Source organism: Mycobacterium sp. 852014-52450_SCH5900713 (assembly GCF_001667075.1).
GTDB lineage: Bacteria > Actinomycetota > Actinomycetes > Mycobacteriales > Mycobacteriaceae > Mycobacterium.
This window is the reverse complement of sequence record NZ_LZIL01000030.1, coordinates 1-16,215: the sequence shown is the minus strand read 5'-3', so window position 1 is coordinate 16,215 and position 16,215 is coordinate 1. Positions and strand designations below refer to the sequence as shown.

Genomic DNA, 16,215 nt, shown 5'->3' with positions numbered 1-16,215 from the left:
GGCCCGCCGCCCCCCGCCCCCGCCCCCCCCCCGGGGGCGGGGGGCTTTTTTTTTAGTTCCCTGGGGGGCGCCCCCCCCCCCCCCCCCGCGGGGGGGGGGGGGGGGGCCCCCCCCCCCCCCCCGCCGGTGCCGCGTTGTCGGCTCTTAAGCCCCTCAAGCCGCTGTCGGTGGTGCTGGCCGGCGGGGGCACCGCCGGTCACGTCGAGCCCGCGATGGCGGTGGCCGACGCGCTCAGCGCGCTCGATCCGCAGGTGCGCATCACCGCGCTGGGCACCCACCGCGGGCTGGAGACCCGGCTGGTGCCCGAGCGCGGTTACCACCTCGAGCTGATCACGCCGGTGCCGCTGCCGCGCAAGCCCAGCGGCGACCTGGCCCGGTTGCCCCCGCGAGTATGGCGCGCGGTCCGGGAGGTGCGGGCCGTGCTCGAAGCGGTCGACGCCGACGTCATCATCGGTTTCGGCGGATACGTGGCGCTACCGGCGTACCTCGCAGCCCGCGGGATTCCCCGCGGTCTCGGCCGCCGGCGCCGCGTCCCGGTGCTGATCCACGAAGCCAACGCCAGCGCCGGGCTGGCCAACCGGGTCGGCGCCCGCCGTGCCGACCGGGTGCTCTCCGCGGTGCCCGATTGCGGGCTGCCGCGCGCCGAGGTGGTCGGGATACCGGTGCGGGAGGCCATCACCTCGCTGGACCGCGCGGCCCTGCGCGCCGAGGCGCGCAGGCACTTCGGCTTCGCCGACGACGCGCGGGTGTTGCTTGTGTTCGGCGGCTCGCAGGGCGCCGTGTCGCTGAACCGGGCCGTGTCCGGGGCCGCCGCCGACCTGGCCGCCGCGGGCGTGTCGGTGCTGCACGCGCACGGACCAAAAAACACCCTCGAGCTGCGAGAGAGCCAACCCGGTGACCCGCCGTACGTGGCGGTGCCCTATCTCGACCGGATGGACCTGGCCTACGCCGCCGCCGACCTGGCGATCTGCCGGTCGGGCGCGATGACCGTCGCCGAGGTCTCGGCGGTCGGCCTGCCGGCCATCTATGTCCCGCTGCCGATCGGCAACGGCGAGCAGCGGCTCAATGCGCTGCCGGTGGTCAACGCCGGGGGCGGCATGGTGGTCGCCGACGCCGCCTTGACGCCGGAGCTGGTCGCCCGCGAGGTGGCCGGGTTGCTCAACGACCCGCCGCGGTTGGCGGCGATGACGACGGCCGCCGCGCGCGTGGGGCACCCCGACGCGGCGCGGCAAGTGGCACAGGCGGCGCTGGACATTGCCAGGAAGGCAGCGGCGGGAGGGCGACGGTGAACGCCGAACAGCTGCCGCCCGAGCTGCAGCGGGTGCACATGGTGGGCATCGGCGGCGCCGGCATGTCGGGCATCGCCCGCATCCTGCTGGACCGCGGCGCGCTGGTATCCGGATCGGACGCCAAGGAGTCGCGCGGCGTGCACGCGTTGCGGGCCCGGGGCGCGTCAATCCGCATCGGCCACGACGCCTCGTCGCTCGACCTGTTGCCGGGCGGCCCGACCGCGGTGATCACCACCCACGCCGCCATCCCGAAGACCAACCCCGAGCTCGTCGAAGCCCGGCGGCGCGGCATCCCGGTGATTCTGCGGCCGGCGGTGCTGGCGCGGTTGATGGAGGGGCGCACGACGCTGATGGTCACCGGCACGCACGGCAAGACCACGACGACGTCGATGTTGATCGTGGCGCTGCAGCACTGCGGACGTGACCCGTCGTTCGCGGTCGGCGGCGAGATGGGGGAGGCCGGAACGAACGCCCATCACGGCAGCGGCGACTGCTTCGTGGCCGAGGCCGACGAAAGCGACGGCTCGCTGCTGGAGTACACGCCCGACGTCGCGGTGGTCACCAACATCGAGGCCGATCATTTGGACTTCTACGGCAGCGCCGACGCCTACGTCGGGGTGTTCGACGCCTTCGTGGAGCGGCTCGCCCCGGGGGGAGCGCTGGTGGTGTGCGTCGACGACCCGGGCGCTGCCGCGCTGGCGGAGCGCACCGCCGAGCTGGGAATCCGGGTGCTGCGCTACGGATCCGCGCCGGCGGAGGACCACGCCGCCACCCTGTTGTCCTGGGAGCAGCAGGGCACCGAGGCGGTCGCGCACGTCCAGCTGGCGGGCGAAAAGTATCCCCGGGTGATGCGGCTGTCGGTGCCCGGGCGGCACATGGCGCTCAACGCGCTGGGCGCGCTGCTGGCGGCGATCGAGATCGGCGCCCCGGTCGACGCGGTGCTCGACGGGCTGGCCGGCTTCGAGGGGGTGCGCCGCCGGTTCGAACTCGTGGGCAACGCCGGCTCGGTGCGCGTCTTCGACGACTACGCCCACCATCCCACCGAGATCAGCGCCACGCTGGCGGCGGTCCGCACGGTCCTCGAGCAGGGCGGCGGCGGCCGTAGCCTGGTGGTATTTCAGCCCCATTTGTATTCGCGCACAAAGGAATTCGCCGTGGCGTTCGGCCACGCCCTGGATGCGGCCGACGAGGTGTTCGTCCTCGATGTCTACGGCGCGCGCGAGCAACCGCTCGCCGGTGTGAGCGGCGCCAGCGTCGCCGAGCACGTGAGCGCGCCGGTGCGCTACCTGCCCAACTTCTCCGCCGTCGCCGAGCAGGTGGCCGCGGAGGCCGGCCCCGGCGACGTCATCGTCACCATGGGCGCGGGCGACGTCACCTTGCTCGGGCCGGAGATCGTGACCGCGCTGCGGGACAGGGACAACCGCAGCGCGCCCGGCCGGCCGGGGGTGTTGCGATGACCGAGCCGAACGACGCCGACCACCCGGCGACGATGCGGGCCGCGGAGCGGTCGGCCGAGGACGCGGGCAATCTGCACGTGGGCGAGCCCGCCGGGGACGACGTCACCGAGCCGCTGTTCGTCGGGGGGCCCGGGGTCGAAACACCGGTCGCCCCGGACGAATTCGAGGGACCACGCCGGCGGGCGCGCCGCGAACGAGCCGAACGCCGCGCCGCGCAGGAGCGCGCCACCGCGATCGAGGAAGCCCGCCGCGAGGCCAAGCGCCGGGTGAGCGGACGCACGCTCGACGAGCCCAAACCCGCCGCCCGGGGCGTGGTCCGTGGCCTGAAGATGCTGTTGGTGACGGTGTTGCTGGTCGTCCTCGGGATCGGGCTCGCGCTGATCCTCTACTTCACGCCCGCGATGTCGGCCCGCAACATCGTCGTGGTCGGCACCGGGGTGGTGACCCGGGAAGAGGTGCTGGACGCGGCGCGGGTGCGGCCGGGGACGCCGCTGCTGCAGATCAACACCAACCAGGTCGCCGACCGGGTGGCCGCGATCCGGCGGGTGGCCAGCGCGCGGGTGCAGCGGCAGTATCCCTCGGCGCTGCGCATCACCATCGTCGAGCGAGTTCCGGTGGCGGTGAAGGACTTTCCGGACGGCCCGCACCTCTTCGACCGTGACGGCGTCGATTTCGCGACCGGGCCGCCGCCGCCGGCGCTGCCGTACCTCGACGTCGCCGACCCTGGCCCGAACGACCCGGCGACCAAGGCCGCGCTGCAGGTGCTGACCGCGCTGCGGCCCGAGGTCGCGGGCCAGGTGGGCCGGGTCGCGGCCCCCTCGGCGGCCTCGATCACGCTCACACTCGGCGACGGCCGCGTCGTCATCTGGGGGACAACCGATCGCACCGACGAAAAGGCCGAGAAGCTGGCCGCGCTGCTGACCCAGCCCGGGCGGACCTATGACGTCTCGAGCCCCGACCTCCCCACGGTGAAGTAACGACGCCCCGTGTGACCGCCGTAACAGAAAAAATTTGCGGGCGGCGCGTCGGCGCGCCTGCGGGGTTAGGGCGCGCCATACCCATACCGTTCTGGTTGCGCGGAACTACTTGACATAACTCTAACTCTATGGTTGAGGTTGAGGGTTTGCCAGGGAGGCCCGCGGACGCTCGGGAGGAAACCCGTCGCGCAGAACTGAGCCCACCAGGGAGGAAAACGAATGATGACCCCCCCGCATAACTACCTGGCCGTGATCAAGGTCGTGGGTATCGGTGGCGGCGGCGTCAACGCCGTGAACCGAATGATCGAGCAGGGCCTCAAGGGCGTGGAGTTCATCGCGATCAACACCGACGCGCAGGCGCTGTTGATGAGCGATGCCGACGTCAAGCTCGACGTCGGCCGCGACTCCACGCGCGGGCTGGGTGCCGGCGCGGACCCGGAGGTCGGCCGCAAGGCCGCCGAGGACGCCAAGGACGAGATCGAGGAGCTGCTGCGCGGAGCGGACATGGTGTTCGTCACCGCCGGCGAGGGCGGCGGGACGGGCACCGGCGGCGCGCCGGTCGTGGCCAGCATCGCGCGCAAGCTGGGTGCGTTGACCGTCGGCGTGGTCACCCGCCCGTTCTCATTCGAGGGCAAGCGGCGCGGCAACCAGGCCGAGAGCGGCATCTCCTCGTTGCGCGAGAGCTGCGACACCCTCATCGTGATCCCCAATGACCGGCTGCTGCAGATGGGCGACGCCGCCGTGTCCCTGATGGATGCGTTCCGCAGCGCCGACGAGGTGCTGCTCAACGGCGTCCAGGGCATCACCGACCTGATCACCACGCCCGGCCTGATCAACGTCGACTTCGCCGACGTCAAGGGCATCATGTCCGGTGCGGGCACGGCCCTGATGGGCATCGGCTCCGCGCGCGGCGAAGGACGCTCGCTCAAGGCGGCCGAGATCGCGATCAACTCACCGCTGCTGGAAGCGTCGATGGAGGGCGCCCACGGCGTGCTGATGTCGATCGCCGGCGGCAGTGACCTGGGCCTGTTCGAGATCAACGAGGCGGCCTCGCTGGTGCAGGACGCCGCCCACCAGGACGCCAACATCATCTTCGGTACGGTCATCGACGATTCGCTGGGTGACGAGGTGCGCGTCACCGTCATCGCGGCGGGTTTCGACGCCGCCGGCGCCGGCCGCAAGCCCGTGGTGGGTGGCACTGCCGCGGAGAAGGGCGGCGCGCACCGGATCGAGTCTGCGAAGGCCGGCAAGCTCACCTCGACCCTGTTCGAACCCGTCGACGCGGTCAGCGTGCCGGTCCACACCAACGGCGCCACGCTGAACATCGGCGGTGACGACGACGACGTCGACGTACCGCCGTTCATGCGCCGCTGAGGGTCTCGATTTGCTTGCCAGTGCGCGACAAACCGGCCAAGAAACATAGGGGCGGGATGGCGCTGTTCGCTGGCAGGCAGTGCACTCCGGATACTGAAAAGGTGAGCGTGCGCATCCGGCGGGTGACCACCAGCCGCGCGGGCGGTGTCTCGGGACCACCGTTCGACACCTTCAACCTGGGCGACCACGTCGGCGACGATCCGGCGGCGGTGGCTGCCAACCGAGAGCGGCTGGCGGCCGCCATCGGCCTGGGTCCCGACCGCGTGGTGTGGATGAACCAGGTCCACGGCGATCGCGTCGAGGTGGTCGACGGGCCCCGGAGCGCCGTCGACGGCACCGACGCGTTGGTGACCAGCACCCCGCGGCTGGCGCTGGCTGTCGTGACCGCCGACTGTGTGCCGGTGCTGTTGGGCGACGCGCGCGCCGGTGTGGCCGCGGCGGTGCATGCGGGCCGCGTGGGCGCCCAGCTCGGGGTGGTGGCCCGCACCGTGGAGGCGATGCTGGGGCTGGGCGCGCACGTCGAGGACATCTCGGCCCTGCTGGGCCCGGCGGTCAGCGGGCGCAACTACGAGGTGCCCGCGGCCATGGCCGACGAGGTGGAGGTCGCGCTGCCCGGCAGCCGCACCACGACCGGGGTGGGCACCCCCGGACTCGACCTTCGGGCCGGAATCACTTGCCAGCTAAAGCAATTGGGCGTCACGGCCATCGACATCGATCCGCGGTGCACCGTGGCCGACCCGACGTTGTTCAGTCACCGCCGGAGTGCCCCAACCGGGCGGCTGGCCTCGCTGGTGTGGATGGAGTGACTGCGATGGGGGGTCGGGCACCGGAGAGCCACAGCGACCGCGAAACGGAATTGACCCACGCATTAGCGGCCGTGCGTTCGCGCCTTGCGGCGGCTGCGGAAGCGGCGGGTCGCAATGTCGGTGAAATCGAACTTCTGCCGATTACCAAATTCTTTCCAGCAACCGATGTCGTGACTTTGTCGCGATTGGGTTGCCGGGCCGTCGGCGAATCGCGGGATCAGGAAGCGTCGGCAAAAGTGAGCGAAGTCACCAAACTCTTGGCGGCCGCGTCGCGGGCGGACGTACCGGCCCTGCGCTGGCACATGGTGGGCCACATTCAGCGAAACAAGGCCCGGTCGGTTGCCCGCTGGGCGCACACCGCCCACTCGGTGGACAGCTCCCACCTCGTCACCGCGCTCGATCGGGGCGTGTCGGCGGCCCTGGCCGAGGGCCGCCGCTCCGATCCGATGCGGGTCTACGTTCAGGTCAGCCTCGACGGCGACGAGACGCGGGGCGGCGTCGACATCTCGGCGCCGGGAGCGCTCGACCAATTGTGCGCGCAGACCGAGGACGCGAAGTGCCTGGAACTGGCCGGTCTGATGGCCATTCCGCCGCTGGGCTCGAGTCCCGACGCGGCCTTCGAGCGCCTGCGGACCGAGCACCTGCGCGTCCTGGAATCCCATCCGAACGCCGTCGGCCTGTCGGCCGGCATGTCCGACGATTTCGAAATTGCCGTCAAACACGGATCGACGTGTGTGCGTGTCGGTACCGCGCTATTGGGTCCCCGGCCGCTACCGTCACCGTATTAAGTCACTGTAGTCACATCTTCATCACTGACACCAAGCATCAGGGGCTAGAAGGGGTCAACGCAATGAGCACACTGCACAAAGTCAAGGCCTATTTCGGTATGGCCCCGATGGACGACTACGACGACGAGTATTACGACGACCACGCACCCTCGCGTGGTTTTCCGCGGCCGCGTTTCGACGACGGGTACGGCCGCTACGAAGGGCGCGACTACGACGACCCGCGTGAGCCCGCCGACTACCCGCCGCCGAGCGGCTACCGCGGCGGCTACGGGGAGGAGCCGCGCTACGGCGCCGTCCACCCCCGCGAGTTCGAGCGGCCCGATATGGGTAGGCCGCGATTCGGATCCTGGTTGCGCAACTCCACCCGCGGCGCGCTGGCGATGGACCCGCGCCGGATGGCGATGATGTTCGAAGAGGGCCACCCGCTCTCGAAGATCACCACGCTGCGGCCCAAGGACTACAGCGAGGCGCGCACCATCGGCGAGCGGTTCCGCGACGGCACCCCGGTCATCATGGACCTGGTGTCCATGGACAACGCCGACGCCAAGCGGCTGGTCGACTTCGCGGCCGGATTGGCCTTCGCGTTGCGCGGCTCCTTCGACAAGGTGGCGACCAAGGTGTTCTTGCTCTCGCCCGCGGACGTCGATGTCTCCCCCGAGGAGCGTCGCCGGATCGCCGAAACCGGTTTCTACGCTTACCAATAACCCGCGGTTGAGCGGCGCCGGGTTCGGCGCCGCTTCGGTGGCCGGACCGGCTGCGATGTGGCCCGAGGACCGGAGTCGGTACGCTGGCAGGCGCCGCGAAAGCCCGCGGCGCTTGACATCTCATCGGTAAGGTCGGGGCTCTTCAGTTGGTGCTGTTCTTTCAGATCCTTGGGTTTGCGCTCTTCATCTTCTGGCTGCTGCTCATCGCCCGGGTTGTCGTCGAGTTCATTCGCTCGTTCAGCCGTGACTGGCATCCCACCGGCATCACGGTGGTGATCCTCGAGATCATCATGTCGATCACGGATCCGCCGGTGAAGTTGCTGCGGCGGTTGATCCCGCAGCTCACCATCGGGGCGGTCCGTTTCGACCTGTCCATCATGGTGTTGCTGCTGGTCGCGTTCATCGGCATGCAGCTGGCCTTCGGCGCCGCGGCGTAGGCCGATCCGGCGCGCCGGCGGGGGCCGCCTTCCAGCCCGGAGACGGTTCGGCCACGTTTTAGCCTCGGTTTGGTGCCCGCGATTTAAAAATTCTAAGGTTTCGGATTTTATTGCCCTGAGTGTTTGAAATTGGTTCTTATTTATTGGCCTAAACAGCAACGGTCGCGCCTGGTGTGACAGGATGGACGGCAGTTGCACGACGGCTACCACTGCGTTCTACACTTTCCAGAACGTTAGACAGGAACTTGAGGGGACGAAACAATGCCGCTTACACCAGCCGACGTCCACAATGTGGCGTTCAGTAAGCCACCGATCGGCAAGCGGGGCTACAACGAAGACGAGGTCGACGCCTTCCTCGATCTGGTGGAGGCCGAGCTGACGCGGCTCATCGAAGAGAACAGCGATCTGCGTCAGCGGATCGAGGAGCTGGACCAGGAGCTTGCTGCCGGCGGCGGCGCCAGCGCAGCTCCCGCGGCCGCACCCACCCAGGCGATCCCCGTCCCCGAGCCGGAGCCGGCGCCAAAGGCGGCACCGGTCGCCGCACCCGCCGCACCCGCCCCTTCCGCGGCGAGCAACGAGGAACAGGCCATGAAGGCCGCTCGGGTGTTGAGCCTGGCCCAGGACACCGCCGACCGGCTGACCAGCACGGCCAAGGCGGAGTCGGACAAGATGCTGGCCGACGCCCGCGCCAACGCGGACCAGATCCTCACCGAGGCCCGCCAGACCGCCGAGACCACGGTCACCGAGGCCCGGCAGCGCGCCGACGCGATGCTCGCGGATGCGCAAACCCGCTCCGAGACCCAGTTGCGTCAGGCCCAGGAGAAGGCCGACGCCCTGCAGGCCGACGCCGAACGCAAGCACTCCGAGATCATGGGCACGATCAACCAGCAGCGCACCGTCCTGGAAGGCCGCCTCGAGCAACTGCGCACCTTCGAACGCGAGTACCGGACCCGGCTCAAGACCTACCTGGAATCGCAGCTGGAAGAGCTCGGCCAGCGCGGATCGGCGGCGCCCGTCGACTCCAGCGCCGACGCAGGCGGATTCGACCAATTTAATCGGGGTAACAACTAGCCTCACAGGCGTGCCGGACACTCGCCAAGCTGCGCGGTTGGCACACTAGACCTGCACACGAACTGGCTGCCCGCTCGCCGCTTGGAGGATGACCGATGCTGATCATTGCGCTGGTACTGGCCCTGGTCGGGCTCGTCGCGTTGGTGTTCGCCGTGGTCACGAGCAACGAGCTGGTGGCCTGGGTGTGCATCGGCGCCAGCGTGCTCGGGGTGGTGCTGTTGATCATCGACGCGCTGCAGGAGCGGCAGCGGCGCGACGCGGGCGGAGCAGCCCAGCACGAGGACGAGGTTCAGGCCGAGGCCGGCGACGAGGCCGTCGACTACCCCGAGGACGCCCCGCAGGAATCCAGCGAAGCTGACGCAGAGGCGACCGAAGAGTCGGCGGTGCCGGCCGAGGGCCGCGGCGACGAGGCCGCCAAGTAGTACTCAGCCGGTTGGCGTGGCGAGCGTCTCGCGCACCTCGTCGTCGCTGACCTGGTGAAAATCGCCGTACACCTGGCCGACAGCTTCGAATCCGGGCGGCATCGTCACGCACACCACCTCGTCGGCCTCGAGCCCGAGCTGACGGCAGGTCGACGGCGGCCCCACCGGGACCGCGACGACTATCGATCTGGGACCGGCGGCTCGCACGGCTCGGACGGCGGCCAGCATGCTTGCGCCGGTGGCGATCCCGTCGTCGACCAGGATCACCACCTTGCCGCGCGGGTCGGCCACCGGGCGGCCGCCCCGGTACGCGTCCTCGCGGCGGGCGAGCTCGGCCGTCTCGCTCTCGATCACCTCGCGCACCTCTTCGTCGGTGATGTGCAGGCTGGACACCACGTCGTCGTTCATCACGACGCCGCCTCCGCTGGCCACGGCGCCCATCGCGAGCTCCGACCAGCGTGGCACCCCGAGCTTGCGGACCAGGAACACATCGAGGGGGGCGTGCAGCGCGGCGGCGATCTCCCAGGCGACGGGGACGCCGCCGCGCGCCAGTCCGAAGACCAGCACGTCATCCCTGTCGCGATAGGACATGAGCTGCTCGGCGAGCGCGTGACCGGCCTCGCGACGGTCGCGGAACGTGCGCGTCGCAGTGCGCCGGAGGAATCCATTGGGTGTCATCGGTCGCGTTCCACCCTACGGCGTTTCGTGGCGGCCGCGCCGGTCAGCGAACCCGGTCGCGCCGGTCCGGGCTCGCCGTCCCCACATCGGAGCGGGACGCGGTGACGAGATGCTCGAACGTACCGGTCACGTCCAGGATGCGATCGAGGAATCGCGGTCGGTTGTCCAGGTGTAGACGCACGCCCTCCTGACAGCTGCGTCGATGGACCAGGAGCAGGGCGGACAGACCCGCGGAATCGCAGAAGGCCAGTCCGGAGAGGTCGAGATGCAGGTCAGCCAGGGCGGGCTGCCGGCCGAGTAGTTGACCGGCGGCGTCGACCATGGCGTCGACGGTTTCGTAGACCAGGTCGCCGGAGATCTGCACGCAGGCCGATCGTCCCGTCGTGGCGACACTCAGGAACAGGTTCATCGGGACGCTCCGGCGGCGGCGAGGGCATCGTTTGCTGTCCGCAGCAAGCGCTGGCTGCGGGGGAACTCCTTGAGTTGCGCATCCAGCAAATCCAACACGGGGTGAAGCGATGCCGCCGGAACGCCCCGCGCGGCGAGGATGTCGGCGGTCCAGGTGATGAAGTCGGCGAACAGCGCGTCGTCGTCGGTGTACAGGCTCACGGTGAGGAAGTCGACGATGTGGGCGACGTCCTCGACGGTGTGCTGGCGCTGCGGCGCGGAGTAGGCGCGCATGGCGGGAAAGCGGTCCTCCAAATCGGTGACGGTGGACTTGACCAGCTGACCCGCGCTCCGGCTCACCATGGTGTACTCCTGGTCGGCCAGATGGGGCAGGTCACTGACCGGTTGGCGGCTGAAAGTGCGTCGAACGGCGGGGAATTCGCGGCGCAGGCGTTCGTCAGCGGTTCGCGCGTCGGGTGCCCACGCGTCAGCGCCCAGCTGCCGGGCGAAACGGCCGTCGCGGCCGAACGCGGCCCCGCCGGCCAGGACGGGGAAACCGGCGGACTGGCACGCGATGATCGCGGCGTGCGCGTTGGGCAGCCCGGTGGGGATCGAGCAGGAGAGCGCCACGACGTCGGGTCCGTGCTGGTGCAGGTGGGCGATCAGGTGCGGGGTCGGGACCTGCGCTCCGAGGAAGTCGACCTGCCAGCCACGCAGCCGCAGGACCTCCGCCAGCAGCCGGGCGGGCAAAGCGTGCCACTCGCCGTCCACGCACGCCAGAGCGAGCCGGCCGCCGTGCGTCGGGACTTTGCCGGCCGGGTGGTGGGCCAGCGCGGCGATGACGCGGTCGTTGATGGCCGTGGCCGCGTGCTCCTGCGCGACGCTGATGCGGTTGGCGGCCCATTCGGTGCCCACCTTGCGCTGGACGGGGGCGATCACCTCCAGCAGCACGTCCTCGTGCGTCATGCCCGCATCCATCGCGGCGAACACGCTGGCTGCCGCCGCGTACTCGTCGCGGTCGGCGAGGGCTCCCCAGAGCCGCTCGCGGATCACCAGTTCGTCGGCGGCACCGGTAGCGCGTGGGGCGGTCATATCGGTGTCGTAGGACCTCATGCCACGTACCTGCCCCGCGTGTGGCCGTCGACGGCGCTGAGGTGGGTGCGCTGCGGGGCGGTGATCGCCACGACCGCGATGTCGTCGTGCACGCGTTGTCCCACCCACTGCGTGGCCAGCATCAGGACGCGTTCGACGACCGCCTCGGCCGGCATTCCGGCACATCCGGTCAGTGCTGCCGCCAGGCGCTGCTCACCGAAGAAGTCACTGCCCAGCGGACCGCCGCGGGCCTCGGTGATGCCATCGGTGTACAGCACGCACGTCTCGCCCGGCGCCAGGGAAGTCTCAAACGATTGCACAGTGATGCGCTCCAGCGCGCCGACCAGCGTGCCCTTGGTGTTGGCCTCTTCCACCTGCCCGTCGTCGCGCACGATCAACGGCGGCGGATGCCCGGCGCAGGTCAACCGGAGCACCACCTGGCCGTCCCGGTAGGCGACCGAGGCCAGGACCAAAGTGGCGAACCGGGTGTGGTCCGACGACAACATGGCGCGGTTGAGCAGCGTGAGTACGCTCTCGTGGTCCTGCGCCAGCGGCGTCAGGGCCTGCAGTGTGTTGCGGATCTTGCCGGTCATCACGGCGGCCTCGAGCCCCTTACCGCACACGTCGCCCAGCACCACCAGCGTCTCGTCCTCGGGGCGCGCGGCGGGATGGAAGTCGTAGAAGTCGCCCCCGACCACCTCGTAATCCTTCGAAGCCCGGTAGCCGCCGGCGAATTCGATGCCGTGCAGCCCATGCAGCGGGGGAGGCAACAGGTCACGCATCAGGGTGCGGGTGATGGCGGCCTGTTCGGCGTAGAGGCGTGCGGCGGACAACGCCGCCCCGGCGCGGGCGGCGAACAGGCCGGCGAAGAGTTCTTCGTCCGCGCTGTACACCGGCCGATCGGTGCGTCGCAGCAACACCAGAGCCCCCGCCGAAACCCCGTGCCCGGGCAGCGTCAGGATCATCACGGACCCCACCGGTCCCGAGAAGTGTTGAGGCACAAGCCAATCGGGTACTGTCACGGGATCGATCCAGCCCGAGGAAACGGGCGGAAACCCGTGCAGTGCCTCGCTCAAACCCGCCACCACCGCTGGGTCGGCGTCGACGCTGCACTGCTCCACGGCCCCGGCCGCGCTGCTGTAGAAGACCGGCAGCCGCCGGCCGCGGCCCGCGGGGGCCACCAGCACCGCCGCGTCCGCCAGGTGCCGGGCGGCCATCTGCACCGTCGCTTCCCGGCAGCGGTCCACGTTCAGCGCCGCGGTCAACACGGAAGACGCCTCGAGCAGGATCGCGGTGCGTTCCTGCTCGCGCGCCAGCGCTTCTTGGGCCTCCCGCAACAACTGGCCGGTGTCCTCGACCAGCGACCACGCCACCTCGCCGCTGGGCAGAACCGCTGCGTGCGCGTCGAATTTTCGGCTCCCCACCCCTCCCGAGACGACGGACGCGTCCCGATCGACCGCCCCGGGCTCAAGCTCGACGAGACGATGATGTGCGCGCGACAGCCAGTCAACCGACTCGTCGATCCGGCCGCCCTGCGTCGCGCCCGGCAGCAGGGACTGGGCCGACCCGCTCAGAGCCCGCACGACTCCCTCGCGATCGATGACCAGCGTGGGGCAGGGCACGGCCGCCCACAACGCGTCGAGGTCGATCTCGACGCCTACGTGGGCACCATCATGCATGCGGTTGACCTGTCAACGCGGAATGGTTGATCTTGCTGACGTTGCGCCGACTCTGGGCGTATTGGCTTGCGGGAGAGGGCCGTTCGTACTGGCCGTGCGTCGCACGTGCAGCGGAGGGCCATTTCTCGACCCCAATAGCGCAAACTCTACACGGCCCGCTCTCCCGACTCCGAGGCGAGAAGCGACCGTGCGCCATGCGTGTCCGAGGGGGGACTTGAACCCCCACGCCCATTAGTAGGGCACTAGCACCTCAAGCTAGCGCGTCTGCCATTCCGCCACTCGGACAAACCAACCGCATGGGTTGGCAGCTAAGGCTATCGGATTGTCTCACGCGCGCCCAACCCAGCCGGGCCGCTCAGCATCGAGCCCGGCGGCCCCGGCAATGGTAGGAAAGGTGGTTGTGACCGCCCAGACCGAGTTCCCGACCGGCCCGAGTGACGACGTGGTCGAGGTCGTCAGCAGGCTGATCCGATTCGACACCACCAACACCGGCGAACCGGAGACCACGCGGGGCGAGGCCGAGTGTGCGCAGTGGGTCGCCGAGCAGCTCGCCGAGGTCGGGTACGCGCCCCAATACGTGGAATCGGGTGCCCCGGGCCGCGGCAACGTGATCGCCCGCCTCGCGGGCGCCGACAGCTCGCGCGGCGCACTGCTGATCCACGGCCATCTCGACGTGGTGCCGGCCGAGCCGGCCGAGTGGAGCGTGCACCCGTTCTCCGGTGCGGTCAAGGAGGGGTTCGTCTGGGGCCGCGGAGCGGTCGACATGAAGGACATGGTCGGCATGATGATCGTGGTGGCCCGGCGGTTGAAGCAGGCCGGGATCGTGCCGCCACGGGATCTGGTGTTCGCCTTCCTTGCCGACGAGGAACACGGCGGCACCTTCGGGGCGCAATGGCTGGTCGACAATCGGCCCGACCTATTCGAGGGCGTCACGGAGGCGATCGGCGAAGTGGGCGGCTTCTCGTTGACCGTGCCCCGCCGCGACGGGGGCGAACGCCGGCTCTATTTGATCGAGACCGCCGAGAAGGGTCTGTCCTGGATGCGGCTGACCGCCCGCGGCCCGGCCGGGCACGGATCGATGGTGCATGACCGCAACGCTGTCACCGCCGTCGCAGAGGCGGTCGCCCGGTTGGGCCGGCACCAGTTTCCCCTCGTACTGACTGACACCGTCGCGCAGTTCCTGGCGGCCGTCAGTGACGAGACCGGGCTGACGTTCGACGTCGAGTCGGGCGACCTGGCGGGGGCGGTCGAAAAGCTCGGCCCGATGGCCCGCATGCTCAAGGCCGTGCTGCACGACACCGCGAACCCGACGATGCTCAAGGCCGGGTACAAGGCGAACGTCGTCCCGGCCGTCGCGGAAGCAGTGGTCGACTGCCGAATCCTGCCGGGCCGCAAGGAGGCCTTCGAGGCCGAGGTCGACGAACTGCTCGGCCCGGACGTCACACGGGAGTGGATCAAGGACTTCTCGTCGTATGAGACGAGCTTCGACGGTGACCTGGTGGACGCCATGAACGCCGCCGTGCTGGCGCTGGACCCGGACGGCCGCACGGTTCCCTACATGCTCTCCGGTGGCACCGACGCAAAATCGTTCGCGCGCTTGGGTATTCGTTGTTTCGGTTTCAGCCCGCTGCGGTTGCCGCCGGACCTCGATTTCACCGCGTTGTTCCATGGTGTCGACGAGCGGGTACCCGTTGACGCGCTGAGGTTCGGCACCGAAGTGCTGGCACACTTCTTGACACACTGCTGAAGACACGACACGTAACGAGAGGATCGCTCATGAGCACCGCGCCCGACCCGTACGCCGCGCTGCCGCAGCTGCCGACGTTCACCCTGACATCGGACTCGATCACCGACGGCCAGTCTCTGGCAAAGCCGCAGGTCAGCGGGATCATGGGCGCGGGTGGAGAAGATGTCAGCCCGCAGTTGAGCTGGTCGGGATTCCCGGGGGAGACCCGCAGCTTCGCCGTCACCGTCTACGACCCCGATGCGCCGACGGCCTCGGGCTTCTGGCACTGGGCGGTGGCCAACCTGCCGGCCGACGTCACCGAACTGCCCGCCGGCGCGGGGGACGGGAGCGACCTGCCCGACGACGCGCTGACGCTGGTCAACGACGCCGGCATGCGCCGCTACATCGGTGCGGCGCCGCCGCCCGGGCACGGTCCGCACCGGTACTACATCGCGGTGCACGCCGTGGATGTCGACAAGCTGGACCTCGGCGAGGACGCCAGCCCCGCCTACCTCGGCTTCAACCTGTTCCAGCACGCGATCGCGCGCGCCGTTATTCACGGCATCTACGAACAGAAGTAGCCACTCGTCCTACGCCGACCGTCTTGTCGGTGGGCGGTCGTAGTATTCGAACATGCGTTCGAGTGATCGTCAGGACATCGCGGCGGATTACGCCGCGCTGAGTGAGGTCGTCTCCCGCATCCTCGGGCATTCGTATGAGGCGCTGACTACTCCAGAGCGGTTGCGATTATTGGAGATCCTGGAGTGTGAGACGCGCCGGCTGCAGACACCGAGTTATCAGCTCATCAATCAGGTTGCCGAGCAGGCTGATTCGGCCGAGTTGGGTGGCAAGCTGTCGTGGGCGTTGGCCGATCGGCTGCACATCACTCGCGGCGAGGCCGGCCACCGCATCGCGCAGGCTGCCGACTTAGGGCCGCGCCGGGCGCTGAGCGGTGAGCCGTTGGCACCGGTGTTGCCCGCCACGGCCGCGGCCCAGCGCGCCGGGGCGATCGGGGCCGATCACGTGGCGGTGGTCCGGCGGTTTTTCCACCAGCTGCCGGAATCCGTCGACATCGACACTCGGGAGCAGGCCGAGAAACACCTTGCGTCGCAGGCCACCCACTATCGCCCCGATCAACTCGCCAGGCTCGCCCGCCACTTGACGGACTGCCTCAATCCCGACGGCAACTACACCGATGCCGACAGGGCGCGGGCCCGGGGGCTGGTGCTGGGCTGTCAGCAGGCCGACGGCATGTCCAAGCTGAGCGGCTGGCTCACCCCCGAGGCCCGCGCCACCTGGGAGGCGGTGCTGGCCAAGCTGGCCGCGCC

The 16,215-nt window shown here is 69.7% G+C and carries 16 protein-coding genes, 1 tRNA gene and 1 pseudogene; 13 read left to right on the top strand and 5 right to left on the bottom strand.

The genetic code is table 11. The annotated features are described in order from the left end of the window. Positions 1-212 precede the first annotated feature (212 nt). From murG to A5773_RS06610, 10 genes are all read left to right on the top strand, one after another. On the top strand, positions 213-1,289 hold the full coding sequence (gene murG, locus A5773_RS06655; RefSeq protein WP_231989189.1) for an undecaprenyldiphospho-muramoylpentapeptide beta-N-acetylglucosaminyltransferase: 1,077 nt from the start codon (positions 213-215) through the stop codon (positions 1,287-1,289). Further along, a complete protein-coding gene (murC, locus tag A5773_RS06650; protein ID WP_067263349.1) occupies positions 1,286-2,746 on the top strand; it encodes a UDP-N-acetylmuramate--L-alanine ligase in 1,461 nt (486 codons plus the stop codon). Before murG ends, murC begins: the two co-directional genes overlap by 4 nt. Next, positions 2,743-3,723, top strand: coding sequence for a cell division protein FtsQ/DivIB (locus A5773_RS06645; RefSeq protein ID WP_156744774.1), 981 nt, complete (start codon positions 2,743-2,745; stop codon positions 3,721-3,723). The genes murC and A5773_RS06645 overlap by 4 nt, the downstream gene beginning before the upstream one ends. A gap of 222 nt (positions 3,724-3,945) precedes the next feature. Next, entirely contained in the window at positions 3,946-5,097 is a 1,152-nt protein-coding gene (gene ftsZ, locus A5773_RS06640) for a cell division protein FtsZ (RefSeq protein ID WP_066957092.1), read from the top strand. 101 nt (positions 5,098-5,198) lie between these two features. Next, positions 5,199-5,903 carry a peptidoglycan editing factor PgeF gene (gene pgeF / locus A5773_RS06635; RefSeq protein ID WP_067790194.1) on the top strand — a complete coding sequence of 235 codons (705 nt, stop codon included), beginning with the start codon at positions 5,199-5,201 and terminating at the stop codon, positions 5,901-5,903. A 5-nt stretch (positions 5,904-5,908) separates the two neighbouring features. Next, positions 5,909-6,691, top strand: a complete 783-nt coding sequence (locus A5773_RS06630; protein ID WP_066957033.1) for a YggS family pyridoxal phosphate-dependent enzyme — start codon at positions 5,909-5,911, stop codon at positions 6,689-6,691. A gap of 62 nt (positions 6,692-6,753) precedes the next feature. Continuing rightward, on the top strand, positions 6,754-7,395 hold the full coding sequence (locus tag A5773_RS06625; RefSeq protein ID WP_066957036.1) for a cell division protein SepF: 642 nt from the start codon (positions 6,754-6,756) through the stop codon (positions 7,393-7,395). Positions 7,396-7,541: 146 nt separating this feature from the next. Continuing rightward, positions 7,542-7,832 (top strand): YggT family protein, encoded by a 291-nt coding sequence (locus A5773_RS06620; protein ID WP_007170773.1) that lies wholly within the window; start codon positions 7,542-7,544, stop codon positions 7,830-7,832. Positions 7,833-8,093: 261 nt separating this feature from the next. Then, positions 8,094-8,903 carry a DivIVA domain-containing protein gene (locus A5773_RS06615; RefSeq protein ID WP_066957039.1) on the top strand — a complete coding sequence of 270 codons (810 nt, stop codon included), beginning with the start codon at positions 8,094-8,096 and terminating at the stop codon, positions 8,901-8,903. Between the two features lie 95 nt (positions 8,904-8,998). Beyond that, complete coding sequence (locus tag A5773_RS06610; protein WP_066957041.1) at positions 8,999-9,325, top strand: hypothetical protein; 327 nt, start codon at positions 8,999-9,001, stop codon at positions 9,323-9,325. Positions 9,326-9,328: 3 nt separating this feature from the next. Here A5773_RS06610 and A5773_RS06605 read toward each other — a convergent pair. The 5 genes and pseudogenes from A5773_RS06605 to A5773_RS06585 all read right to left on the bottom strand — a co-directional run. Next, positions 9,329-10,009, bottom strand: a pseudogene (locus tag A5773_RS06605) (phosphoribosyltransferase); the annotation flags it as partial. A gap of 37 nt (positions 10,010-10,046) precedes the next feature. Continuing rightward, positions 10,047-10,412: an STAS domain-containing protein gene (locus A5773_RS06600; protein ID WP_066957047.1), complete on the bottom strand. Its 366-nt coding sequence runs from the start codon at positions 10,410-10,412 to the stop codon at positions 10,047-10,049. Continuing rightward, the gene (locus tag A5773_RS06595; RefSeq protein WP_156659741.1) at positions 10,409-11,503 is read right to left on the bottom strand and encodes a cobalamin-dependent protein; all 1,095 of its coding nucleotides are present in this window, start codon (positions 11,501-11,503) and stop codon (positions 10,409-10,411) included. Before A5773_RS06595 ends, A5773_RS06600 begins: the two co-directional genes overlap by 4 nt. After that, a complete protein-coding gene (locus tag A5773_RS06590) occupies positions 11,500-13,161 on the bottom strand; it encodes a PP2C family protein-serine/threonine phosphatase (protein WP_066957049.1) in 1,662 nt (553 codons plus the stop codon). Before A5773_RS06590 ends, A5773_RS06595 begins: the two co-directional genes overlap by 4 nt. 199 nt (positions 13,162-13,360) lie before the next feature. Then, positions 13,361-13,446, bottom strand: a tRNA-Leu gene (locus A5773_RS06585). A 97-nt stretch (positions 13,447-13,543) separates the two neighbouring features. Between A5773_RS06585 and A5773_RS06580 the strand changes: the two genes are divergently transcribed. From A5773_RS06580 to A5773_RS06570, 3 genes are all read left to right on the top strand, one after another. Further along, positions 13,544-14,908: a M20/M25/M40 family metallo-hydrolase gene (locus A5773_RS06580; RefSeq protein ID WP_066957052.1), complete on the top strand. Its 1,365-nt coding sequence runs from the start codon at positions 13,544-13,546 to the stop codon at positions 14,906-14,908. 29 nt (positions 14,909-14,937) lie between these two features. Continuing rightward, entirely contained in the window at positions 14,938-15,468 is a 531-nt protein-coding gene (locus A5773_RS06575) for a YbhB/YbcL family Raf kinase inhibitor-like protein (protein WP_066957055.1), read from the top strand. Between the two features lie 52 nt (positions 15,469-15,520). Beyond that, positions 15,521-16,215 (top strand): DUF222 domain-containing protein (locus A5773_RS06570; RefSeq protein WP_156744770.1); only part of this gene is annotated, 695 nt, incomplete at its 3' end.

Coding starts and splice junctions, on each gene's coding strand:
- murG (WP_231989189.1), top strand. CDS start 213: ATGGCGGTGGCCGACGCGCTCAGCGCGCTCGATCCGCAGGTGCGCATC.
- A5773_RS06645 (WP_156744774.1), top strand. CDS start 2,743: ATGACCGAGCCGAACGACGCCGACCACCCGGCGACGATGCGGGCCGCG.
- ftsZ (WP_066957092.1), top strand. CDS start 3,946: ATGACCCCCCCGCATAACTACCTGGCCGTGATCAAGGTCGTGGGTATC.
- A5773_RS06630 (WP_066957033.1), top strand. CDS start 5,909: ATGGGGGGTCGGGCACCGGAGAGCCACAGCGACCGCGAAACGGAATTG.
- A5773_RS06625 (WP_066957036.1), top strand. CDS start 6,754: ATGAGCACACTGCACAAAGTCAAGGCCTATTTCGGTATGGCCCCGATG.
- A5773_RS06615 (WP_066957039.1), top strand. CDS start 8,094: ATGCCGCTTACACCAGCCGACGTCCACAATGTGGCGTTCAGTAAGCCA.
- A5773_RS06610 (WP_066957041.1), top strand. CDS start 8,999: ATGCTGATCATTGCGCTGGTACTGGCCCTGGTCGGGCTCGTCGCGTTG.
- A5773_RS06600 (WP_066957047.1), bottom strand. CDS start 10,412: ATGAACCTGTTCCTGAGTGTCGCCACGACGGGACGATCGGCCTGCGTG.
- A5773_RS06595 (WP_156659741.1), bottom strand. CDS start 11,503: ATGAGGTCCTACGACACCGATATGACCGCCCCACGCGCTACCGGTGCC.
- A5773_RS06590 (WP_066957049.1), bottom strand. CDS start 13,161: ATGCATGATGGTGCCCACGTAGGCGTCGAGATCGACCTCGACGCGTTG.
- A5773_RS06580 (WP_066957052.1), top strand. CDS start 13,544: ATGGTAGGAAAGGTGGTTGTGACCGCCCAGACCGAGTTCCCGACCGGC.
- A5773_RS06575 (WP_066957055.1), top strand. CDS start 14,938: ATGAGCACCGCGCCCGACCCGTACGCCGCGCTGCCGCAGCTGCCGACG.